General features: G+C 69.4%; 10 protein-coding genes and 3 rRNA genes. 10 read left to right on the top strand and 3 right to left on the bottom strand.

Annotated elements, in window-relative coordinates; translation table 11 throughout:
- Nucleotides 1–34 precede the first annotated feature (34 nt).
- Genes AB2U05_RS02105 through AB2U05_RS02095 form a run of 3 tightly spaced genes read left to right on the top strand, consistent with a single transcriptional unit; the run spans nucleotide 35 to nucleotide 7,775 of the window.
- On the top strand, nucleotides 35–2,740 hold the full coding sequence (locus AB2U05_RS02105; RefSeq protein ID WP_369182237.1) for a hypothetical protein: 2,706 nt from the start codon (nucleotides 35–37) through the stop codon (nucleotides 2,738–2,740).
- Nucleotides 2,741–2,745: 5 nt separating this feature from the next.
- Nucleotides 2,746–6,495 (top strand): hypothetical protein, encoded by a 3,750-nt coding sequence (locus AB2U05_RS02100; protein ID WP_369182236.1) that lies wholly within the window; start codon nucleotides 2,746–2,748, stop codon nucleotides 6,493–6,495.
- Nucleotides 6,496–6,548: 53 nt separating this feature from the next.
- Nucleotides 6,549–7,775, top strand: a complete 1,227-nt coding sequence (locus AB2U05_RS02095) for a hypothetical protein (RefSeq protein ID WP_369182235.1) — start codon at nucleotides 6,549–6,551, stop codon at nucleotides 7,773–7,775.
- Nucleotides 7,776–7,830: 55 nt separating this feature from the next.
- Here the strand turns inward: AB2U05_RS02095 and AB2U05_RS02090 are convergent, their stop codons facing one another.
- Nucleotides 7,831–8,319, bottom strand: a complete 489-nt coding sequence (locus AB2U05_RS02090; RefSeq protein ID WP_045694078.1) for an Lrp/AsnC family transcriptional regulator — start codon at nucleotides 8,317–8,319, stop codon at nucleotides 7,831–7,833.
- A gap of 160 nt (nucleotides 8,320–8,479) precedes the next feature.
- Here AB2U05_RS02090 and AB2U05_RS02085 point away from each other — a divergent pair, with 160 nt between their 5' ends.
- From AB2U05_RS02085 to rrf, 6 genes are all read left to right on the top strand, one after another.
- Nucleotides 8,480–10,141 carry a histidine decarboxylase gene (locus AB2U05_RS02085; RefSeq protein WP_369182234.1) on the top strand — a complete coding sequence of 554 codons (1,662 nt, stop codon included), beginning with the start codon at nucleotides 8,480–8,482 and terminating at the stop codon, nucleotides 10,139–10,141.
- 218 nt (nucleotides 10,142–10,359) lie between these two features.
- Complete coding sequence (locus AB2U05_RS02080; protein ID WP_045694076.1) at nucleotides 10,360–10,866, top strand: SigE family RNA polymerase sigma factor; 507 nt, start codon at nucleotides 10,360–10,362, stop codon at nucleotides 10,864–10,866.
- 71 nt (nucleotides 10,867–10,937) lie between these two features.
- On the top strand, nucleotides 10,938–11,735 hold the full coding sequence (locus tag AB2U05_RS02075) for a hypothetical protein (protein ID WP_369182233.1): 798 nt from the start codon (nucleotides 10,938–10,940) through the stop codon (nucleotides 11,733–11,735).
- Between the two features lie 601 nt (nucleotides 11,736–12,336).
- Nucleotides 12,337–13,860 (top strand): 16S ribosomal RNA (locus AB2U05_RS02070).
- A gap of 259 nt (nucleotides 13,861–14,119) precedes the next feature.
- Nucleotides 14,120–17,233, top strand: a 23S ribosomal RNA gene (locus AB2U05_RS02065).
- A 71-nt stretch (nucleotides 17,234–17,304) separates the two neighbouring features.
- Nucleotides 17,305–17,421: ribosomal RNA gene (gene rrf, locus AB2U05_RS02060) — 5S ribosomal RNA — on the top strand.
- Together the 16S, 23S and 5S rRNA genes form the textbook arrangement of a ribosomal RNA operon.
- A gap of 6 nt (nucleotides 17,422–17,427) precedes the next feature.
- Here rrf and AB2U05_RS02055 read toward each other — a convergent pair.
- Nucleotides 17,428–19,596, bottom strand: coding sequence for a trehalose-6-phosphate synthase (locus AB2U05_RS02055; protein WP_369182232.1), 2,169 nt, complete (start codon nucleotides 19,594–19,596; stop codon nucleotides 17,428–17,430).
- A 40-nt stretch (nucleotides 19,597–19,636) separates the two neighbouring features.
- Nucleotides 19,637–20,569, bottom strand: coding sequence for a carbohydrate kinase family protein (locus AB2U05_RS02050; protein ID WP_369182231.1), 933 nt, complete (start codon nucleotides 20,567–20,569; stop codon nucleotides 19,637–19,639).
- A 260-nt stretch (nucleotides 20,570–20,829) separates the two neighbouring features.
- Here AB2U05_RS02050 and AB2U05_RS02045 point away from each other — a divergent pair, with 260 nt between their 5' ends.
- Nucleotides 20,830–21,546 carry a hypothetical protein gene (locus tag AB2U05_RS02045; protein ID WP_369182230.1) on the top strand — a complete coding sequence of 239 codons (717 nt, stop codon included), beginning with the start codon at nucleotides 20,830–20,832 and terminating at the stop codon, nucleotides 21,544–21,546.
- The last annotated feature ends 113 nt before the right edge of the window (nucleotides 21,547–21,659 follow it).

The following is a 21,659-nucleotide window of genomic DNA, read 5'->3' as shown; positions in this document are numbered from 1 at the left end:
GGCCGCCGGGCGGCGGGAAGGTGGTGGATGAGCGATGACCGAGCCGGTGACCTATCTGGTGCTGCGACCGCCGGACCTCGTGAGGGTGACCGTCACGGCGGTCGGTCTGGCCGAACAGGAGGGAGCGGCCGGGCCCGAGCTGGTGTCCACCGGGCCGGGCGGCCGGCTGGTCGTCGAGTTCGCCGCGCAGCACATCGCCGAAACGGCGCCGCCGCCCGGGTCGTCGTCCAGCGAAGCCCGTCCGGCCGGGCCCTCCAGGCTGGAGTTCCCGGTGGACGACCGGCCGATTCCGCTGTCCGGGAGCGGTCTCCTCGCGGCGATGGGCCGGCTTCGACCGGTTCCCGGCACGGCGGCCGACGGCAGCACGCTGGAGATTCCGTGGCGGGTGCTGCTCGGGCTGGTGGCGGACACCACCTGCGTGCACCGCGCCGCGCCGGCCACGGGGTCCGGCGGCGTCACGGAACTGTGGCACACCCGGCTGCTCGCCGACGGCGGTGCGTACGCGTCCGTGTCCCCGCTGCGGACGCTGCCGCTGGGCGGCGACGCGGGCTTCGCGGGTGGCACCCCGTTGGGCGGTTTCTTCGACAGGATCGACGCGCAGGCGGCCGCGCACCCGGGCCAGCCGATGGCGGTGGACCGGCTGATCCTCAGCGCCTCCGGGGCGTGGTTCGGCGGCTCCATCAGCTGGCGCGGGGACGCCGGGGAGCTCGACTGGACGCACCGCGCCGCCATGGGCCGGGACTTCTACGTCCGCGTGCTGGAAACCGGCGTGCTGTTCCCCTTCGGCCACCGGGCGTCCTTCGTCGAGACGTACGAGCGCCGGTTCGAGTCCGGCGACGCGCCGGTGGCGGTGCTGCGCGGGACGCGGTCACTGGTGATCACCGAGCCGGCCCGCGACTTCGACCTCGCGGAGCGCCAATTCCCGTTCCAGCACGTCGAGCTGGCGCCGTTGATGGTCGACGGGTTGGATCAGCCGGCGGACACCACCACGTTCTGGCCGACGCGCGGCGGCGCCCCGGTGCTGTTCTCGGTGCATGCCCGGGCCGCCGGGGACGTCGTGGAGATGGCGTTGCCACTGCTGTTCCACGCCGGTGCCGGGTCCGACCAGCTCGACGCCGTCTACGCCCAGGGGCCGGGCGCCGTCCATGACGCGGCGGCTGGGCGACCTCGGGCGTCGGTCGGGCGGTTCATGGCCGTCGCGGTGAAGAGCGCCACCGAGGCCTTCGACGGCGCCGTCCAGCACGTACGGTCGCTGACCTTCGGCGGCAAACCCGTCGCGGACGGCCCCGGATTCCACCCCGTGGTGACCGGGCTCGAGGTGATGCTGCCGGCCGTGCGCCAGCTGCTGGGAGCGGACGGGATCCTGAACGCCCAGCTGTCCGACGAGCTGCTGCAGACCCCGGCCGGGGCCGAAGTCCCCGATGTGCTCCTGAAGTTCGACACGCTCCCGTTGAAGTTCGGCTCGGCCCGCGCCGGGGTGGTGGCCGCGCCGAACATGAACGTCAACCGGATCTCGCGGACGCTGGGGCCGATCACCGATCGTCTCCCGACCGACCCGGCCGAGCTGTTCCCCCCGGACGCGAACCTGCTGGGCGTCTTCCCGCTCCGCGAGCTCATCTCCCGGATCTCGCCGGAGCACGGCCGCCCGACGATCACATGGTCGGGCGGCGACCATCCCGTCGCGACACTGACCTGGGCGCAGGAACTGACCCAGCAGTCGGGCCCGTTCGCCCCGACCCCGGGTGCCACCTGCCAGGTCGGCCTCACCGTGACGACGAAGCCCGCCGCCGCGAACGGCGGGCCGCCGCCGGTGGTCACGGACGGCACAGTCAGCAACTTCACGCTGAGCATCCCGCCGCAGGACACCCTGGTCGAGCTGGACTTCCGCGAACTGAAGTTCCACGCCGAAACCGGAGCCCTGCCCACCACCTCGTTCTCGATCGGCGGCGCCCGGCTCACCGGCAGCCTCGCCTTCGTACAGAAGCTGCAGCAGGCGCTGCCCCAGGTGGGGGACTCCGCCCCGGCGATCGAGGTCTCGGACAAGGCCATCAAGGCGACGTTCGCGGCGGCCGTGCCGAGCCCGCTGTCGATGGGCGCCTTCACCTTGCGGAACATCCGGCTGCAGGCCGCGATCACCCTGTCGTTCGTCAACGAGCCGGTGCTGGTGGAGTTCTCCTTCGCATCGCGCGAACAGCCCTTCCTGGTGGCGGTCTCCGCGTTCGGAGGCGGCGGCTACCTCGAACTGGCCATCGGGGCCGGCGACTCCGGTGGGCTCCAACGGTTCGTCGGTTCGCTCGAGTTCGGTGCCTGCGCCGCGATGGACTTCGGGGTGGCCTCGGGCGAGGTGCACGTGTTCGGCGGGGTGACGTTCACCAAGCAGGGCAGCGCCGTCGAGATCACCGGCTACCTCCGGATCGGGGGCATGGTCCGGGTGCTCGGACTGGTCTCGGTGTCGGTCGAACTGACCATCGCGATGACCTACGTGCCGAACATGCTGACCGGGTCGGCCCGGCTGGTCATCAGCGTCGACCTGACGTTCTGGTCGACCTCGGTGGAGATCGGGTGCTCCAAGTCGTTCGGAGGCTCCGAACCGGCGCCGCCCGTGCACGGGGGCAACCCCGTCGCCCTGGTCGCCTTCATGGTCGGCCCGGAACCCGGGTTCTCGGTGCAGGAGGCTCTCGGCCCGGACACGGCGTCCTACCCGTGGCAGACGTACTGCCAGGCCTTCGCACCGGAGTGATCCGCATGGCTACCTCGCTGACCCGCCAGTTCGTGTGGACCGTCATCCCGGCCGGCCGCGTTGCGACCGTCGACGGCGGCCAACTGGCCCTGTGCTCGGTGCTGCTGACTCCGCGACTGCTGGGCCCGGCCGATCAGCCGCTGCGGCTCTCCGATTTCGGCCTGCAAGCCTGGCCACAGGCCCTCGCGGCGGTCGGCTTCACGATGAACCGCGGCGACACCGCCGTGCCGGTGCAGCCCGTGCCGCACCTCGACCTCGACGGGAACCCGACGCTGTTCACGGCCGCGCAGCAGCAGTCCGCGTGGAGCGCGCTGTTCCCGCCCGACCTGGCCGTCCGGCCCTACCAGCCCGCCTCCTACCAGGACCGGCAGGCCGTGCACATGCCCGCCAGCCAGGCCGGCGCGCAGATCAGCGCCGCCTACGGGCAGAGCGGCTCCGCGCTGGCCGCGGCGCACCAGACCGATCCCGAGGCGCTGCGGGCCACGCTGCGCACCGTCAACGAGGGCTGGCAGAGCGGCCTGCGACCCTCCGACACCGACGCCGGTACGGAGCCGTCGCCGCTGCGCCGGGCCTACGACTTCTACCGGCGTCCGGACAGCGCGGCGGCGGCCCCGCCCGGCGCCCCGGAGCAGCCCGAATTCCACGACATCGTCGCCAGACTCGCCGACCACCCGATGCTGCTGCGGGCGCTCGGGCTGATCGTCGACCTCGGGGTCCCGGTGGCCGCGCTCGCCCCGTCCACCGCCCCAGCCACCCTGCGGGTGACACCCCGGTGGCCCGGGTCCGAGCCCACGGCCGGCTGGGCCGGCGCCGCGCAGGACGACCTGTCACCCACCACCGCCTACACCCTGTCCGGCACCCGCTTCGTGCCCGCCGCAGGCTCCGGGCCGCAGGCCGCCCCGTTCGCGCTGGGCATGCTCGCCCTGGCGGGCGCGGCTTTGGGCGCCGCTCCGGGCGCCGCCCCAGGTGCGGCCCCGGGCGCGGCCCCGGCGGGGGACGGCGCCAACGGCCGGTTCGAGATCATGCCCTTCGACGTCGACGGGGCGGCGCTGCGCATGGTCGGCATCGCCGCGTCCGGCGACGGCGGGCCCGCCTCGGACCACGCCGACGACACCGGGCTGCCCGCCCTGCGGTCGGCCGGAGTCGCCCTGCTCGACACCGGCCGCGAGCAGGAGCACGACAACCGACTGCGGCGCGCCCAGGACCGCGCGTCCAGGGAGGGCCTGTTGGGCTCGCCGCTGACCGCCGACAACCTCGTCGCGGGATACCGCCTCGACGTCTGGGACGACCGCACCCGGACCTGGCGGTCGCTGTGTCAGCGCCGAGTGCGGTACGGCATCGGCGACCTCCAACTCGGCGGTGCCGACGGGCTGCTCGAAGAAGGCTGCGTCCGGGTCGATTCGGTGACCACCGGCGCCGGCGCGGACAGCGCCGTCTACGTGCACCAGACCGTGGCCCGCTGGGACGGGTGGAGCGCGGTGGCCCCGCGGCCGGACCGCATCGCGGAGCCGGTCGACACCCCCGACCTGCCCTTCACGATGGTGCTCGGCCACGAACCGGGGTCCCTGCCCCGGCTGCGGTTCGGCCGGCACTACCAGCTGCGAGCCCGCCTGGCCGATCTCGCCGGAGGCGGGCTGCGACCGGGGGAGCCCGATGCCGACGAGCAGCACAGCGCGTCGTTCCCGCACCGCCGTTTCGACCCCGTCCCCGCACCCGAGCTCCTGCCCACCCGGCCGTACGTCGACGGCGAAGGGCCAAGCCGGCTGGTCGTCCGCAGCGATCGCGGGACCTCGGCCGCCGACTACGCCGCCGCACACGGGTACCCGGCGGATGACCTGCGGTACCTGTTCGCGCCGAAGGCCCCGCTCGAACTGGCCCTCCAGCACGGGGTGTTCGACTCGGCGGTGGGCGCCGCGGCCGTGCCGCCGATCGATTCGGCGTTCACCACCGCCGTCCGCGCCGACCGTGACGTGACCGACATCCCCGGCGCGCAATCCCACGACGAAGGGGCCGGCTCCTACCAGGTCGTGCCCGCGACCGGCGTCGACCTGCCGTGGCTGCCGGATCCGGGAGCCCCGCTGTTCGCCGTGGGGGTGCGCTCGCGCCCCGTCGACCCGGTCACCGGAACGGAGGGCACCACGACGGGGTTCGACGGCGCCGACCACCTGCACCTGCAGCACCGCTGGGGGAAGTGGCCGGACTACCCACCGGTCGGCCTGCGGCTCGTCGCCGGCCCCGCCGGATGCACGGCGAGCATTCCGGACACGGGGGCACCACGCGTCATGACCGTCGAACTGGGGCCGGCCGAGCAGGCGACGCTGGACCTCGTGTCCTGCCCGGGCCTCGCCGACGTCCCCAACCACGGGGTCGCGATCTGGGCCGGCGCGGATCCGGCCGATTCGACGAAGACCACCAACCAGCTCGTCTACCACGGCCACATCCGCACCGTCACCCCGCCGCACACCATCACCGTCGTGCACGCGGTGCAGCGGCCCCTGGTCGACCCGGGCGGCCGCTTCGTGGCCAGCCGCCAGACCGGCGACACCGACGCGATCCTGCGGATCACCGACCTGGTCCTGGACGTCGCGAGCACCGGGCGCATCGACGTGCACGCCGAGTGGTCGGACTTCGAGGACGTCATCACCGATCCGCCGTCCGCCCCGGCCGCCGCGGCCTTCGCCACCCACGTCGGCTCCTACGACGTGGCCTACACCAGGCCGGATCTGGCCCTGCCCACGATCGTGCACACCTTCGGCGACACCCGCCGCCGGCAGGTCACCTACACCGTCACCGCGATCTCGCGGTTCCACGACTTCTTCGGCAGGCTCACCGCCGTCGACCCCGAGGCCTGCACGGTACGGGTCACGCTGCCCGGGACCACCGACGTGCCCTGCTCGGCACGGCCGCCCGCGCCCCGGCCGCGGTACACGGTGCCCGCGTTCGCCTGGTCGCGCAGCAGCAGTGGCGGGGTCCACCGCTCCACGCGCGGCGGCGGGCTGCGGGTGTTCCTGGAACGCCCCTGGTTCGCCTCCGGGACGGACGAACGGCTGGCCGTGATCGTCTCGGCCGGCTCCGAGCCGGACCACGTCAGCCTCACCGGGAAGGACCCGATCTGGACCACCGACGCGCCGAAGAGCCCGCTGCGCGCGGATCAGGTCGTGGCGGCCCTCGGCGCGGTGCCGGAGGTGCTCGACGAGGCCGGGGGAGGGGTCACCGCCGTGCTCCACCCGGTGACCTTCGACGCGGAGCCGAACTGCTGGCTCGCCGACATCGACCTGTCACCCCTGGCCGCGACGTCGTACCGCCCGTTCGTGCGCCTGTCGCTCTGCCGCTACCAGGAGCACACGGCCGTGGACGTGCCCCACCTGTCGGCGCCGGTGGAAACCGAACCGCTGCAGCTGTTCCCGCCCCGGGACCTGGTCGTCACACAGGCGGCGGCCGGGATCACGGCGGTCCTCGGCGGCAAGGGCCCGGACGGTCCGGAGGCCAACACGGTCCGCGTCGAGCTGCAGGCCGCCACCAGCGCCGCGACCGCGGCGCTCGGCGACGACGCGGTCATCGGCTCCTCCGGCTGGACGACCGTCGCGGCCACCAGCGGTGCCCTGGGGGCGCAGCTCCAGCTGAGCATCCCGGCCGGGGAGACCCGTCCGCTGCGGGTCCTCGTCACCGAGGTCGAGAACTACCCCGCGCAGGACCCGGGCCCCGGACGCCAGGACACCCGGCTGGTGTACGCCGAGACCGTCCGCCTGACCTGATCCCGCCCTGATCCCGCATCCGACCGACACCCAGAGCGCACCAGGAGGTCGCCATGGGATTCGACTTTCCGTTCGGCTCGCAGGTGGTCGAGCTCGCGTTCCAACAGGTCAGCGACGAGTTCCCGTTCTCCGACCTGGTGCCGATCGAGATCGGCGAGACCTACCTGCGCGTCATCGCGCTGTGGCGGGACAACCAGGCGCTCGGCGGGAAGGCGCCCACCGTCGAGGTCCGTTCGGGGCAGGGCGGGCTGACCCCGCTGACGGTGACGCCGCTGGGGGAGGGCACCACCGCCGTACCCGTCATCGGGACGGACGGCGTCGTCGCGGCGCAGGGCACGTGCGTGCGGGGGAACGACGACGTCTACCTCGTCCACCTCTTCGCCATCGCGGAGACCAACGGCCCCTGGCAGCTGCGCCTCACCAACAACGACCCGCAGACCCTGCACTTCGTGGCGATCAGTTCCACCGACCCCGACCAGACCCTGCAGCCCTGGATGGTGTGGGGCGCCACCCCGGGGAACTTCACCGCGGTGGGCGACCCGAACGAACTCCACGTCTTCCTGCCGGGCCTGTTCACGACCCACGCGGTGACGGTGCGCAACCTCGGCACCGCCCCGCTCGTGTTCGACGAGAAGGCCGGGGAGTCCATCGGGGGCCCGGACAGCCCCGCCGTGATCGCGACCCTGCCCGCCCGGACCGATCCGGGCCACCACCCACTGATCGCTCCGCACGGAGTCGACCAGATCGTCTTCGGCGTCCACCACAACGGCGCCGACGCCGATACCACCGTCACCCACACCGTCCAGGCCAACGACGGGCGGCACCAGGCGCAGCTCACCATTCTGGTCAAGCGCACGAACTACCCGCCGCCGTCGCCCGGCGCCCCCTGCAACATCGACCACTGCCCCGGCTACGTCCCGCCGCCGCCGTACGAGCCCGCCCTCGGCGCGCCGACCACAGGCCCGTGCGGGCAGACCGGGTGCGGACACGGCGAGGGCTTCCACGGACTGGGACCGGCCTGCCGGCTGGACGACGGCTGCCCCGGCTACCGCAGCGCGAACGGCGGGACCAGCGGTGCCGAGGACGACGTGTGCGTGCAACCGGGATGCGGCCACACGTGGGGCGAATCGCACAAGATCCATCACCAGCCCCCGCCGGACACCCACTGCCGCCGCGACGACGGCTGCCGCGCGTTCCTGGGCGGCCCGGGCCTGCACGCCATCTGCCTGCGGGACATCTGCGGCCACCCCTTCACCGACCACACCGAGCTCCCGACCTGACGGCCACCGGACGGAGCGCAGCGGACAGCACCGCGCCCGGGGTGGTCCGCGCGGGTCAGACCGGCCCCAGGTAACGGCGGCCCGGTATCTGCTCGAAGATCAGGTTGGTGCGGGTCTGGGCCACCGCCGGGTGGGTGGTCAGGTGGTCGACGACGAAGTCGCGAAGCGCCTCCGGGCCGGCGACGCCGACGTGCAGGAGGTAGTCGTCCGAGCCGGCCATGTGGAAGACGGCCAGGACGCCGGGCAGATCGGGCGCGGTGGTGCGGAAGCTCTCGTTCTGCTCGCGGGTGTGGGCGCGCAGCCGGACCGAGATCATCGCCTGCAGCGGCAGGCCGATGGCCGCCGGGTCGACCTCGGCGCGGTAGCCGCGGATGATGCCGCGCTCCTGGAGGGCACGCACCCGGGCCAGGCAGGTGGACGGGGCGATGCCCACCGCCTCGGCGAGGGCGTTGTTCGGCAGCCGGGCGTTGTCGGTCAGGGCGCGGACGATCGCCCGGTCGGTGTCGTCGATGGGGGTCCGCCGCTGCTGCGGATTGTTCGGCATGCCCGCCAGGATCCCAGCCGATTCCGTCGATGAGCAAGCTCGTTCGGGCTTCGACCGAATCTTCTTCGGCCGAGCTTCCGGAAACCGCCGGAAAGTTCCATCCTGGGCGCGGGCGGCGAACGCCCCCCGACCCCCCCACCACGCCCGGAGTGCCCCGCCCATGAGCCCGACCGCCACCTTCGCCGTGCCCGCACCCGCGACCGCGACCTGCGTCGACCCGGGCCCGGAGCTGGACGGCGACGCGTTCGTGCTCCCCGCGACCGGCCTGGACGACACCCGGCGGCTGCGCGCGCTGGACACCGTGGACGAGTACCTGACCCGCAAGCGCAAGCACCTGGTCGGCTACCAGGCCACCCAGGACATGCAGGGCACCGCGCTGGACCTCGCCCGGTTCATGCCGAACAACATCAACAACCTCGGCGACCCGTTCCAGAGCGGCGGCTACAAGCCGAACACCAAGGTCATCGAGCGCGCCGTCCTCGACTACTACGCGCGGCTGTGGCACGCGAAGCGCCCGCACGACCCGGCCGACCCCGAGTCGTACTGGGGCTACATGCTGTCCATGGGCTCCACCGAGGGCAACATGTACGCGCTCTGGAACGCCCGCGACTACCTCAGCGGCAAGGCCCTGATCCACCCGCCGACCGCCCCCCGCGACGAGGTCCGCTACGTCCAGGCCGAGCCCGACCGGCACAACCCGAACGCCCACCGCCCGGTCGCGTTCTACTCCGAGGACACCCACTACTCCTTCGCCAAGGCCGTCCGGGTGCTGGCCGTCGAGACCTTCCACGCCGTCGGCCTGGAGCTGTACCCGGACGAGTGCCCGCTGACCGACCCGGCCACGGGGCGCCGCGAATGGCCCGCCGAGGTGCCCTCCCGCCCCGGCCCGTCCGGGTACTCCTGGGACGGCCCCGGCGAGATCGACGTCGACGCGCTCGCCGTCCTCGTCGAGTTCTTCGCCGCCAAGGGGCACCCGGTCTTCGTCAACCTCAACCTCGGCAGCACCTTCAAGGGCGCCCACGACGACGTCCGGACGGTCTGCGAGCGCCTGCTGCCGATCTTCGAGCGGTACGGCCTGGTGCGCCGCGAGGTGGTCTACGGGACCTGCCCGGACAGCGGGCAGCCGCTGGTCGACGTGCGCCGCGGCTTCTGGATCCACGTCGACGGCGCGCTCGGCGCCGGCTACGCGCCGTTCCTGCGGATGGCCGCCGAGGACCCGGCGTACGGCTGGGCGCCGGAGACCGGGCTGCCGGAGTTCGACTTCGGACTCGCCCTGCCCACCGCCGAGCACGGCGAGGTCGACATGGTCTCCTCGATCGCCATGAGCGGCCACAAGTGGGCCGGCGCGCCGTGGCCGTGCGGCATCTACATGACGAAGGTGAAGTACCAGATCTCGCCGCCGTCCCAGCCGGACTACATAGGCGCGCCCGACACCACCTTCGCCGGCTCCCGCAACGGCTTCTCCCCGCTGATCCTCTGGGACCACCTGTCCCGCCACTCCTACCAGGACCAGGTCGACCGGATCCGCACCGCCCAGGAGCTCGCCGCCTACCTGGAGCGCCGCCTGCTGGCCATGGAACAGGAGCTCGGCGTCGAGCTCTGGCCGGCCCGCACCCCGGGCGCCGTCACCGTACGGTTCCGCAAGCCGAGCGCCGACCTGGTGGCGAAGTGGTCGCTGTCCTCGCAGGACGTCCTGCTCGTCCCCGGCGACGAGTCCACCCGCCGCAGCTACGTGCACGTCTTCGTGATGCCCTCCGTCGACCGGGCGAAGCTCGACGCCCTGCTCGCCGACCTCGCCGAGGACCCGGCCGTCCTCGGCTGAGCCCGGCCGACCTCGGCCGACGCGCGCGCGGCAGCTCCCCCCGGCCCCGGCCGGGGGGAGCATTGCCGTTCCCGGAGACGGGGTTCCCGGACAAGGGGCTTCCGGAGAAATGAGTTCCGGAGAAAAAAGTGCACAGCCCCGCACGACATCCCGGCGCCCCACGTAGTCATCAGGGGTATGCACGAAGATCACACCACCAGGGAACGGGCGGGCACCGAGTGAAGTCAGCACAGGAGGACGAGTACCTGGCCTTCGTGGCCGCGAGGGCCAAGGCGCTGTACCGCTCGGCGTACGTCCTCGCCGCCGGCGACGCCCACCTCGCCGAGGACCTCGTCCAGGAGACCCTCAGCCGGGTGTACGTCCACTGGAAGCGCGTGGTCCGCGCGGACAACCCGGCGGCCTACGCCCAGACGGTGCTGGTCCGCACCTTCCTCAGCCTGCGCCGCCGCCGCAGCAGCACCGAACGCCCCACCGGGACCCTGCCCGACAACGCGGCCACCGGCCCGGACACCGCGCTGCGCCTCACCCTGCTGGACGCGCTCGGCCAACTCCCGCCCCGCGACCGGGCGGTGCTGCTGCTGCGCTACTGGGAGGACCGCAGCATCGAGGAGACCGCCCAGATGCTCCGGATGACCAGCAGCGCGGTCCGCTCCCAGAGCACCCGCGCACTCGGCAGGGCCCGCGCGCTGCTCGGCGACAGCCTGTCCGACCTGATCCCGCACTGAGCACCCGGTCCGCGCAGGCCGACACCGCCCCGAGCCCTCACCCGCGACAGAACAGAACAGGTGACCCCACCATGTCGTTCGAAACAGACCTCGCCCACGCCCTCGACCGCACGACCGACGCCCTCGAACCCGAGCTCGGCACCTTCCTGAACGGCGCCGTCGAACGCGGCCGCAGCCGCCGGCGCCGCCGCACCGCCGCCGTCCTCGCCGGAGCCGGCGCCTGCTGCGCCGTGCTCGCGGTGGCCGGCCTGGTGCTCCCCGCCGCGCTCGCCGGCAGCCACTCCGCGGGAGAGCGGGAGATGCCGATGGCGGCGCCCCGCACCACGATCACCGACGCCCAGATGATCCAGGCCGTGGAGGCCACGTTCCCCGGCGGCCGGTTCAGCCAGGAGACCGGGCAGAGCAACAACCCCTCGGACCCGTCCGGCGGCTACGTCGCCAACGGCGGACTGGTCCTCGATGACGGCCACGGCGCCGCCTACGTCGGCGTCTCGGCGCAGCGGCTCAAGCTGCCGCTGGAGGACGGCGACGGGCTGAGCTGCAGTGCGAGGCCCCGCCCCGCGGGCGACACCTGCAAGGTGAGCGAGCTGCCGAGCAGCGCCGCGCTCCCCGGCGGGGCCCTGGTGATGACGGAACAGACCGCGGCCGGCCACCCGGCCGGCCCGGACACCGCCCACCGCTGGACGGTGACGGTGACCCTGAAGTCGACCGGCGCTCAGCTCCAGATGGTGCAGTGGAACAGCACCGGCGGCGGTAGCGGAAGCGAGGTGCCGAAGCCGACCCGTTCGGGCCCGCCGCTCTCCGACCAGCAGGCGGTGGCCGCCCTCACCGGAGCCACCTGGGCACCGATCCTCGCCTCGCTCGGCTGACCCACCCGGGGCGGCCTGCGCATTTTGTTTTGAGCGTGGCGGAGGAGTACTGTCTCCCAGTCGCTCGGCTGGGAGCACCGGACACGCATCTGCGCGGACGGTCCCGGGGCGGCCAATCCTTTGAGACATCACGTCCGGTTCGCACCGGGCCGGTCCTGTCATGTGCAGGTGCGGCTCGGTGCGTATTCGGCCTGCGCGTTTTATCGGATTGTGGTCGAACTCGGCTGGATTCGCTTTTCGGAGCGGGGATCGGCTAGAGTTTGAAACGTCGGACGGGGCGTCAAGCCCTGGAAGACACCGGCGAGTTGGATGACGAAGCCCCGGAAAACGGAGCGGAAAACATCTGATAAGCTGGAAACACGAAAGAACGAAGCCCGGAGGGCCCGCTGGAAGGCGGCTCGAAGGAAGCGTCCGTTCCTTGAGAACTCAACAGCGTGCCAAAAGTCAACGCCAGATATGTTGACATCCCCGGCCTCAGGTTTCCTGGGGTTGGAGATTCCTTTTGAAATAAACACTAGCGAGGACGCAGTGCGCGGGGCCGCCCTATTCCGGTGGTTGCCGTGCCGCTCAACGCGGGTGTGAACCGGACATCCGGTAAACATTCACGGAGAGTTTGATCCTGGCTCAGGACGAACGCTGGCGGCGTGCTTAACACATGCAAGTCGAACGGTGAAGCCCTTCGGGGTGGATCAGTGGCGAACGGGTGAGTAACACGTGGGCAATCTGCCCTGCACTCTGGGACAAGCCCTGGAAACGGGGTCTAATACCGGATATGACCTGGGAGTGCATGCTCCTGGGTGTAAAGCTCCGGCGGTGCAGGATGAGCCCGCGGCCTATCAGCTTGTTGGTGGGGTAACGGCCCACCAAGGCGACGACGGGTAGCCGGCCTGAGAGGGCGACCGGCCACACTGGGACTGAGACACGGCCCAGACTCCTACGGGAGGCAGCAGTGGGGAATATTGCACAATGGGCGAAAGCCTGATGCAGCGACGCCGCGTGAGGGATGACGGCCTTCGGGTTGTAAACCTCTTTCAGCAGGGAAGAAGCGCAAGTGACGGTACCTGCAGAAGAAGCACCGGCTAACTACGTGCCAGCAGCCGCGGTAATACGTAGGGTGCGAGCGTTGTCCGGAATTATTGGGCGTAAAGAGCTCGTAGGCGGCCTGTCGCGTCGGATGTGAAAGCCCGGGGCTTAACCCCGGGTCTGCATTCGATACGGGCAGGCTGGAGTGTGGTAGGGGAGATCGGAATTCCTGGTGTAGCGGTGAAATGCGCAGATATCAGGAGGAACACCGGTGGCGAAGGCGGATCTCTGGGCCATTACTGACGCTGAGGAGCGAAAGCGTGGGGAGCGAACAGGATTAGATACCCTGGTAGTCCACGCCGTAAACGTTGGGAACTAGGTGTTGGCGACATTCCACGTCGTCGGTGCCGCAGCTAACGCATTAAGTTCCCCGCCTGGGGAGTACGGCCGCAAGGCTAAAACTCAAAGGAATTGACGGGGGCCCGCACAAGCAGCGGAGCATGTGGCTTAATTCGACGCAACGCGAAGAACCTTACCAAGGCTTGACATATGCCGGAAACATCCAGAGATGGGTGCCCCCTTGTGGTCGGTATACAGGTGGTGCATGGTTGTCGTCAGCTCGTGTCGTGAGATGTTGGGTTAAGTCCCGCAACGAGCGCAACCCTTGTTCTGTGTTGCCAGCATGCCTTTCGGGGTGATGGGGACTCACAGGAGACTGCCGGGGTCAACTCGGAGGAAGGTGGGGACGACGTCAAATCATCATGCCCCTTATGTCTTGGGCTGCACACGTGCTACAATGGTCGGTACAAAGGGCTGCGATGCCGTGAGGCGGAGCGAATCCCAAAAAGCCGGCCTCAGTTCGGATTGGGGTCTGCAACTCGACCCCATGAAGTTGGAGTTGCTAGTAATCGCAGATCAGCATGCTGCGGTGAATACGTTCCCGGGCCTTGTACACACCGCCCGTCACGTCACGAAAGTCGGTAACACCCGAAGCCGGTGGCCTAACCCGTAAGGGGAGGAGCCGTCGAAGGTGGGACCAGCGATTGGGACGAAGTCGTAACAAGGTAGCCGTACCGGAAGGTGCGGCTGGATCACCTCCTTTCTAAGGAGCACATAGCAGCTTCGGGCGAATGTCCCGGAGTGCTCGCTCATGGGTGGAACGTTGACTATTCGGCACAGGAAGAGATCGGATCGTTAGTACTGCCTTCGGGCGTGGAACGTGGTCGGGGATTGACTGTGTCGGGCACGTTGTTGGGTCCTGAGGGAACGGAAACGTTGTCTCAGTGGTTGCCGGTCCCATGCTTGTTGAGGTGGGTGACTGGTCGTTGTTTGAGAACTGCACAGTGGACGCGAGCATCTGTGGCCAAGTTTTTAAGGGCGCACGGTGGATGCCTTGGCACTAGGAACCGATGAAGGACGTGGGAGGCCGCGATAGGCCCCGGGGAGCTGTCAACCGAGCTTTGATCCGGGGGTGTCCGAATGGGGAAACCCGGCAGTCGTCATGGGCTGTCACCCGCTGCTGAACACATAGGCAGTGTGGAGGGAACGCGGGGAAGTGAAACATCTCAGTACCCGCAGGAAGAGAAAACAACCGTGATTCCGGGAGTAGTGGCGAGCGAAACTGGATGAGGCTAAACCGTTTGGTGTGAGACCCGGCAGGGGTTGCCAATGCGGGGTCGTGGGAATGAGCTTGATCGGTCTGCCGGCCGGTCGGCGAGTCAGAAACCGTATGGGTAGTCGAAGGACATGCGAAAGGTCCGGCGTAGAGGGTAAGACCCCCGTAGACGAAATCTGTACGGCTTGCTTGCTCATCTCCCAAGTAGCACGGGGCCCGAGAAATCCCGTGTGAATCTGGCGGGACCACCCGCTAAGCCTAAATATTCCCTAGTGACCGATAGCGGATAGTACCGTGAGGGAATGGTGAAAAGTACCGCGGGAGCGGAGTGAAATAGTACCTGAAACCGTGTGCCTACAAGCCGTGGGAGCGTCGTCATCAGCTTGCTGGTGGCCGTGACTGCGTGCCTTTTGAAGAATGAGCCTGCGAGTTTGCGGTGTGTAGCGAGGTTAACCCGTGTGGGGTAGCCGTAGCGAAAGCGAGTCCGAATAGGGCGACTGAGTTGCATGCCCAAGACCCGAAGCGGAGTGATCTAGCCATGGGCAGGTTGAAGCGCGGGTAAGACCGTGTGGAGGACCGAACCCACCAGGGTTGAAAACCTGGGGGATGACCTGTGGTTAGGGGTGAAAGGCCAATCAAACTCCGTGATAGCTGGTTCTCCCCGAAATGCATTTAGGTGCAGCGTCACGTGTTTCTTGCCGGAGGTAGAGCACTGGATAGGCGATGGGCCTCACCGGGTTACTGACCTTAGCCAAACTCCGAATGCCGGTAAGTGAGAGCGTGGCAGTGAGACTGTGGGGGATAAGCTCCATGGTCGAGAGGGAAACAGCCCAGAACACCGACTAAGGTCCCTAAGCGTGTGCTAAGTGGGAAAGGATGTGGAGTCGCAGAGACAACCAGGAGGTTGGCTTAGAAGCAGCCACCCTTGAAAGAGTGCGTAATAGCTCACTGGTCAAGTGATTCCGCGCCGACAATGTAGCGGGGCTCAAGCACATCACCGAAGTCGTGTCATTGCAACGTAAGGCCAACGCTGTTGTGATGGGTAGGGGAGCGTCGTGTGCCGGGTGAAGCGGCGGTGGAAACCAGTCGTGGACGGTATACGAGTGAGAATGCAGGCATGAGTAGCGATACAAGAGTGGGAAACTCTTGCGCCGATTGACCAAGGGTTCCTGGGTCAAGCTGATCTGCCCAGGGTAAGTCGGGACCTAAGGCGAGGCCGACAGGCGTAGTCGATGGACAACGGGTTGATATTCCCGTACCCGCTTTGAAGCGCCAACGCTGAACCTTCTGATGCTAAGCCCGTGAAGCCGTCCCGGAGCCTTCGGGCAAAGGGAAGTGGTGGAGCCGGTGACCCAACGGGGTAGTAGGTGAGCGATGGGGTGACGCAGGAAGGTAGTCCAGCCCGGGCGGTGGTTGTCCCGGGGTAAGGGTGTAGGCCGAGTGATAGGCAAATCCGTCACTCATTAGGCTGAGACCTGATGCCGAGCCGATTGTGGTGAAGTGGATGATCCTATGCTGTCGAGAAAAGCCTCTAGCGAGTTTCATGGCGGCCCGTACCCCAAACCGACTCAGGTGGTCAGGTAGAGAATACCGAGGCGTTCGGGTGAACTATGGTTAAGGAACTCGGCAAAATGCCCCCGTAACTTCGGGAGAAGGGGGGCCATTCCTGGTGACGAGTCTTGCACTCCGAGCTGGGGGTGGCCGCAGAGACCAGCGAGAAGCGACTGTTTACTAAAAACACAGGTCCGTGCGAAGCCGTAAGGCGATGTATACGGACTGACGCCTGCCCGGTGCTGGAACGTTAAGGGGACCGGTTAGCTTTGATTCGTCGAGGCGAAGCTGAGAACTTAAGCGCCAGTAAACGGCGGTGGTAACTATAACCATCCTAAGGTAGCGAAATTCCTTGTCGGGTAAGTTCCGACCTGCACGAATGGCGTAACGACTTCTCGACTGTCTCAACCATAGGCCCGGTGAAATTGCATTACGAGTAAAGATGCTCGTTTCGCGCAGCAGGACGGAAAGACCCCGGGACCTTTACTATAGCTTGATATTGGTGTTCGGTTCGGCTTGTGTAGGATAGGTGGGAGACTGTGAAAGCCCAACGCCAGTTGGGTGGGAGTCGTCGTTGAAATACCACTCTGGTCGTGCTGGATGTCTAACCTGGGTCCGTGATCCGGATCAGGGACAGTGTCTGGTGGGTAGTTTAACTGGGGCGGTTGCCTCCTAAAGGGTAACGGAGGCGCCCAAAGGTTCCCTCAGCCTGGTTGGCAATCAGGTGTTGAGTGTAAGTGCACAAGGGAGCTTGACTGTGAGACTGACGGGTCGAGCAGGTACGAAAGTAGGGACTAGTGATCCGGCGGTGGCTTGTGGAAGCGCCGTCGCTCAACGGATAAAAGGTACCCCGGGGATAACAGGCTGATCTTCCCCAAGAGTCCATATCGACGGGATGGTTTGGCACCTCGATGTCGGCTCGTCGCATCCTGGGGCTGGAGTAGGTCCCAAGGGTTGGGCTGTTCGCCCATTAAAGCGGTACGCGAGCTGGGTTTAGAACGTCGTGAGACAGTTCGGTCCCTATCCGCTGTGCGCGTAGGAGTGTTGAGAAGGGCTGTCCCTAGTACGAGAGGACCGGGACGGACGAACCTCTGGTGTGCCAGTTGTTCTGCCAAGGGCATGGCTGGTTGGCTACGTTCGGGAGGGATAACCGCTGAAAGCATCTAAGCGGGAAGCCTGCTTCGAGATGAGCACTCCCACCTCCTTGAGAGGGTAAGGCTCCCAGTAGACGACTGGGTTGATAGGCCGGGTATGGAAGCCCTGTGAGGGGTGGAGTTGACCGGTACTAATAGGCCGAGGGCTTGTCCTCAGTTGCTCGCGTCCACTGTGTTGTTCTGAAACAACGACCGCCTTGCCGGCGGGTCGACAGTTTCATAGTGTTTCGGTGGTCATAGCGTGAGGGAAACGCCCGGTTACATTCCGAACCCGGAAGCTAAGCCTCACAGCGCCGATGGTACTGCAGGGGGGACCCTGTGGGAGAGTAGGACGCCGCCGAACAATTCTTCAGAAAAGGCCCACCCGGGTTTCCGGGTGGGCCTTTTCGCGTTTCCGGATCGCCTGGACGATCCGCGTCGCCCAGTCGGTGGGGCGCTGGTGGCCGAGGAGCCGGGAGAGCCGGTGCATGTGGACCCGGCGTTCGGCGGGGCTGAGGTCGAGGGCGCGGGCCAGGACGGCGCTCAGGTCGCCGGGTGAGTGCGGGTCGGTGAGCAGGGCGGCGTCGCCGAGTTCGACGGCGGCGCCGGCGTGCCGGGAGAGCACCAGGACACCCGGCCCCGCGTGGTGGTCGTGGGGGAGCGCGGACCGCGCGGCGATGAACTCCTTGGCAGTCAGGTTCATCCCGTCCTGGAGCGAGGTCACCCAGAGCACGTCGGCGGTCAGGTACTCGTCGATGACCTGGGTGCTGGACAGGCTGCGGGGCAGGTAGTCGACCGGCTGCCAACGCCCCTGCCGCCACTTGGCGTTGACCTCCGCGATGCGTCGTTCGAGGCGGTCGCGGGTGGTGTCGTAGGCGGTGATGCCGGGCTCCGGCGGCGGGCAGACGAGCCGGAAGGTGAAGCGGCCGCGCAGCCGGGGCCGGTGGGTGAGCAGAAGGTCGACGGCGTCGACCTTCTGGACCGGGGCCTTTGCGTAGTCGAGACGCTCGACGGAGAGCACCACGCGGCCGGTGGCCGGTTCGCGTCGCGGTCCGCGCCGTCGGGCGAGGGACTCGATGGCGGGCCGGTCGATCCCGAGCGGATGAACGGCGGTGTGCGGTATCGCGGGCAGTCCGGCCAGGGCCTGGCGGAAGTTCTCGGCGAACTGCTCGGTGTGGAAGCCGGCCCAGTCCAACTGGGCGAGGGAGGAGCGCAGTTCACCGGCGACGGGGAGGGCGTCGAAGGCCTCCGGCGGCGGGAAGGGGGTGTGGTGGAAGAGGCCCACGGCGAGGTCCGGGCGGATGGTGCGGAGCAGGCCGGGGACGAGCCACAGGTTGTAGTCGTGCAGCCAGACGGTGGCACCGGGAGCGGCCCGGGCGGCGATGCGTCGGGCGAACCGCGTGTTGACGGTGCGGTAGTCGGCCCAGGCGCGCGCGTCGAACGCCGACCGCTGCGGCTCCGACATCAGCACCGGCCACAGGGTTTCCTTGCAGGCCCGGTGGAAGTAGCCGCTCCAGGTGGCGGTGTCCAACGGTACGGCGGAGAGCGGCAGTTCGGGTGGGCAGGGGAGCGTGGCCTGCCGGTCGCGGTCGGTCTGGGCGGTGACCCAGATGCCGGGCAGGCCGTGGGCGAAGGCGTTCGTCAGGGTGGGCAGGATGCCGTTGGGGCTGCTGGGCGGCTGCCAGCTGTCGCCGTTCCAGTGCAGCGGCGGGCGGTGGTAGGCGACCACGAGCGAGTGGCGTCCGCCGGGATCGTCGGGCCCGGCGGGATCGGGTAAGGAGCCAGGCCCAGGCCCAGGCCCCGGCCCGGATCCCGGCCCGCCGTCGTCGAGCCAGCCGAGGGCCCGCAGCGCCGCGTGGATGCCGGCCGCGCCGGCCCGGTCGGGGCGGAGCACGGACGGCTGCTCGGCGAGGGCGGCGAGCAGCGCGGGCTCGGCGCCGGCGACGACGACGGCGTGCGCGCCGAGCCCGTACAGCGAGAGGTCGTTGAGGGAGTCGCCCGCGACCAGCATCTCCTCGGGCTTCCAGCCGAGCTTCCCGGCCAGGCCGAGGAGTGCTCCGCCCTTGGAGGCTTCGCGCGGCAGGACGTCGAAGTAGCGGTCCGCGGAGTACACCCAGGTGCAGCCGAGGGCTTCGACGGCCGCGGTGAGTTCGTCGGTGAGCCCGTCCGGGGCCAGGTGGTAGGAGCAGCGGCCGTCCTGGACGACGCCGTGCTGGTAGGCGAGTGCGGGGAAGCGGCGTAGCGCGGCGCGTACCCGTTCCGGTCCCGGCCAGCCGGTCCGCAGGTGCTCCTGGACGGGGTCGACGGGGGTGAAGTCGGTGCCGTCGATGACGCTGGCGCCGACGTCGGCGATGATCCACCGTGGTCTCGGGACGAGGGGGTCGCGCAGGACGTCGCGGATCGAGGCGAGTCCCCGGCCGGTGGCGAAGACCACGGTGATCTCGGGACGGCGCGCCAGGGCGTCCCGCAACCGACGCCGCTCGTCCGGGGTGCCGCCGAGCAGGGTGCCGTCCAGATCGGTGATCAGACTCATCGACATCCGAGGGACGCTAACACGATCACGGCGCGCGGTGAAGTGTTCACTTCAAGCGGGTGGCGGAGTTGGCCGGTTCGAGGTCGGCGGCGCGCAGGGCGGCGCTGGAGCCGGGGCCGGTGGTCGCCGCTGCCCCGCAGAGCGCGGCCACGGCGAGGCAGTCGGGCAGGCTGCGGCCGTCGAGCAGGGCGTGCACCAGGCCGGCGTTGAAGCAGTCGCCCGCCGCCGTCGCGTCGACGGCGGCGGTCCGGGGTACGGCCGGAACGTCGTGCCGCTCGCCGCCCCGGACGGCGGTGGCTCCCTCCGCGCCGCGGGTGACGACCACGGTGGGGGCCAGGCCGGAGAGTCGGGCGATCGCGCCGTCCAGGTCGGCGGCGCCGGTGAGGCGCAGGGCTTCGCCGCTGTTCGGGGTGAGGACGTCGACCAGGTCGAGCATCCGGCGCACGGCCGGGTCGGCGAGGGTCGCGGGCGTGTCGTGGCAGTCCATGACCACCAGCGCGCCGAGCTGTCGGGCCGCCCGCGCCGCGGCGAAGGCCGCCTCGTCCCAGCGCAGTTGGGGGAGCACCAGGGCCCGCGGGCGGTGGCGCCGCACCAGCGGGGCGAGCGGGGCGGGGTCGACCGGATCCTGGAAGCTGACCATCGCCCGCTCGTCGCCGGAGGACAGGGCGACGGTCAGACTCCGTACGGGGAAGGGGTGTTGGCGAAAGGCGACCTCGTCCAGCCCCTCCTGCCGGGCGCAGGCCAGGACGTGGGCGCTGAACGGGTCGGTGCCGAAGTCCGCGCTCCAGGCCACCCGCCGGCCGAGCCGGTGCAGGGCCATCGCGAGCGTGTACGCGCCGCCGGGCACCAGGCCGAAGCCGTCGGCGAACACCTCCGTGCCCGGCCGCACCGGCCGGTCCAGGCCGTGGAACACCAGGTCCGTGAAGTACGCGCCGGCCACCAGGACTTCATACGGCCGTACCGTCCCGTTCGTCTCCATCCGGCGAGCATAGGGGCAGCGGAGGGCCGTGCGGGGGTCGTGCGGTGGGTCTGGGCGGAACGGGGGTGCCGGCGATCGGAAAGGCGCGAGTTCCCGGCCGGTGCGGCGAGTTTCGGACAAGCTGGACCGCGCGGCGCGATTCTCGGGATCTCCACTGATCTTTCACGCCATCACCACCTAGGGTGACTCTCGTCCCGCCGCCTGGAGCGCCGGTCGGCGGGCGGTCCGACCTTCACCAACCTGCCTGGAGTGAGCCGTACATGATAGTTCGTCAACTGTGGAAGAGAGTGGCGGCCTCGGTCGTCGGCCGTGGTGTCGGAGCCGCCGTGGCGGCGGGCGCGCTGGTCGTGGCGGTGGCCCTGGGCGGCACGGTGTCCGGGATGTCGTCGGCGGAGGCCAAGACCACCTGGAACTGGGGCGGCGGGGGCAAGTGGGCGTGCTCCGGGCAGAAGGTCGACGCCGGGAACGTCATCACGGACCACGACCCCGCCGGGTGCGGCGGCTCGGGCTCCTGGTACCAGCAGCCGGCGAAGGACGGCATCTGGACGTGCTCGGGCTCGCCGGTGGTCGCCGGGTACGTGATCACCGACCACCAGGTCGCCGGCTGTCGCGGCATGGGTTCGTGGCGGCACAGCGTCGTCCATGACGGCATCTGGACCTGCTCCGGCTCGCCGGTCGTGCCCGGGTACGTCATCAGCAACCACTTCCGGGCCGGCTGCGGCGGCATCGGCAACTGGCAGCACAGCCTCCCGCACGACGGGATCTGGACCTGTTCGGGCTCCCCGGTCGTGTCCGGGTACGTGATCACCGGCCACACCACCTCCGGCTGCGACGGGGCCGGCTCCTGGCGCCACAACACCGCCCGCGCGGGCCTGTGGACCTGCCCGGGCTCGCCCGTCCCGGCCGGCTTCCGCTCCACCAGCTACACCGCCGGCGCCTGCGACGGCCTCGGCGGCTGGCTGCTCGCCCGCAGCTGACGGCCCGGCCCGCTGACGGCCCGCGGCAGAGGCCCGGCCCGCTGTCGGCCCGGCCTGACGGCCCGCCTGCTCCGGCCGGTCCGACCCCCGAGGAGGGGCCGGACCGGCCGGTG

The sequence above is a fragment of the Streptomyces sp. Y1 genome (genome assembly GCF_041053115.1).
GTDB lineage: Bacteria > Actinomycetota > Actinomycetes > Streptomycetales > Streptomycetaceae > Kitasatospora > Kitasatospora rubellomurina.
Note: the sequence above shows the minus strand (reverse complement) of the source record. Positions and strands in the feature narration are given on the sequence as shown.

Bases quoted from the DNA above. Each gene is read 5' to 3' on its own strand.
- AB2U05_RS02085 (WP_369182234.1), top strand. From the start codon at position 8,480: ATGAGCCCGACCGCCACCTTCGCCGTGCCCGCACCCGCGACCGCGACC.
- AB2U05_RS02045 (WP_369182230.1), top strand. From the start codon at position 20,830: ATGATAGTTCGTCAACTGTGGAAGAGAGTGGCGGCCTCGGTCGTCGGC.
- AB2U05_RS02090 (WP_045694078.1), bottom strand. From the start codon at position 8,319: ATGCCGAACAATCCGCAGCAGCGGCGGACCCCCATCGACGACACCGAC.
- AB2U05_RS02075 (WP_369182233.1), top strand. From the start codon at position 10,938: ATGTCGTTCGAAACAGACCTCGCCCACGCCCTCGACCGCACGACCGAC.
- AB2U05_RS02095 (WP_369182235.1), top strand. From the start codon at position 6,549: ATGGGATTCGACTTTCCGTTCGGCTCGCAGGTGGTCGAGCTCGCGTTC.
- AB2U05_RS02050 (WP_369182231.1), bottom strand. From the start codon at position 20,569: ATGGAGACGAACGGGACGGTACGGCCGTATGAAGTCCTGGTGGCCGGC.
- AB2U05_RS02105 (WP_369182237.1), top strand. From the start codon at position 35: ATGACCGAGCCGGTGACCTATCTGGTGCTGCGACCGCCGGACCTCGTG.
- AB2U05_RS02100 (WP_369182236.1), top strand. From the start codon at position 2,746: ATGGCTACCTCGCTGACCCGCCAGTTCGTGTGGACCGTCATCCCGGCC.
- AB2U05_RS02055 (WP_369182232.1), bottom strand. From the start codon at position 19,596: ATGTCGATGAGTCTGATCACCGATCTGGACGGCACCCTGCTCGGCGGC.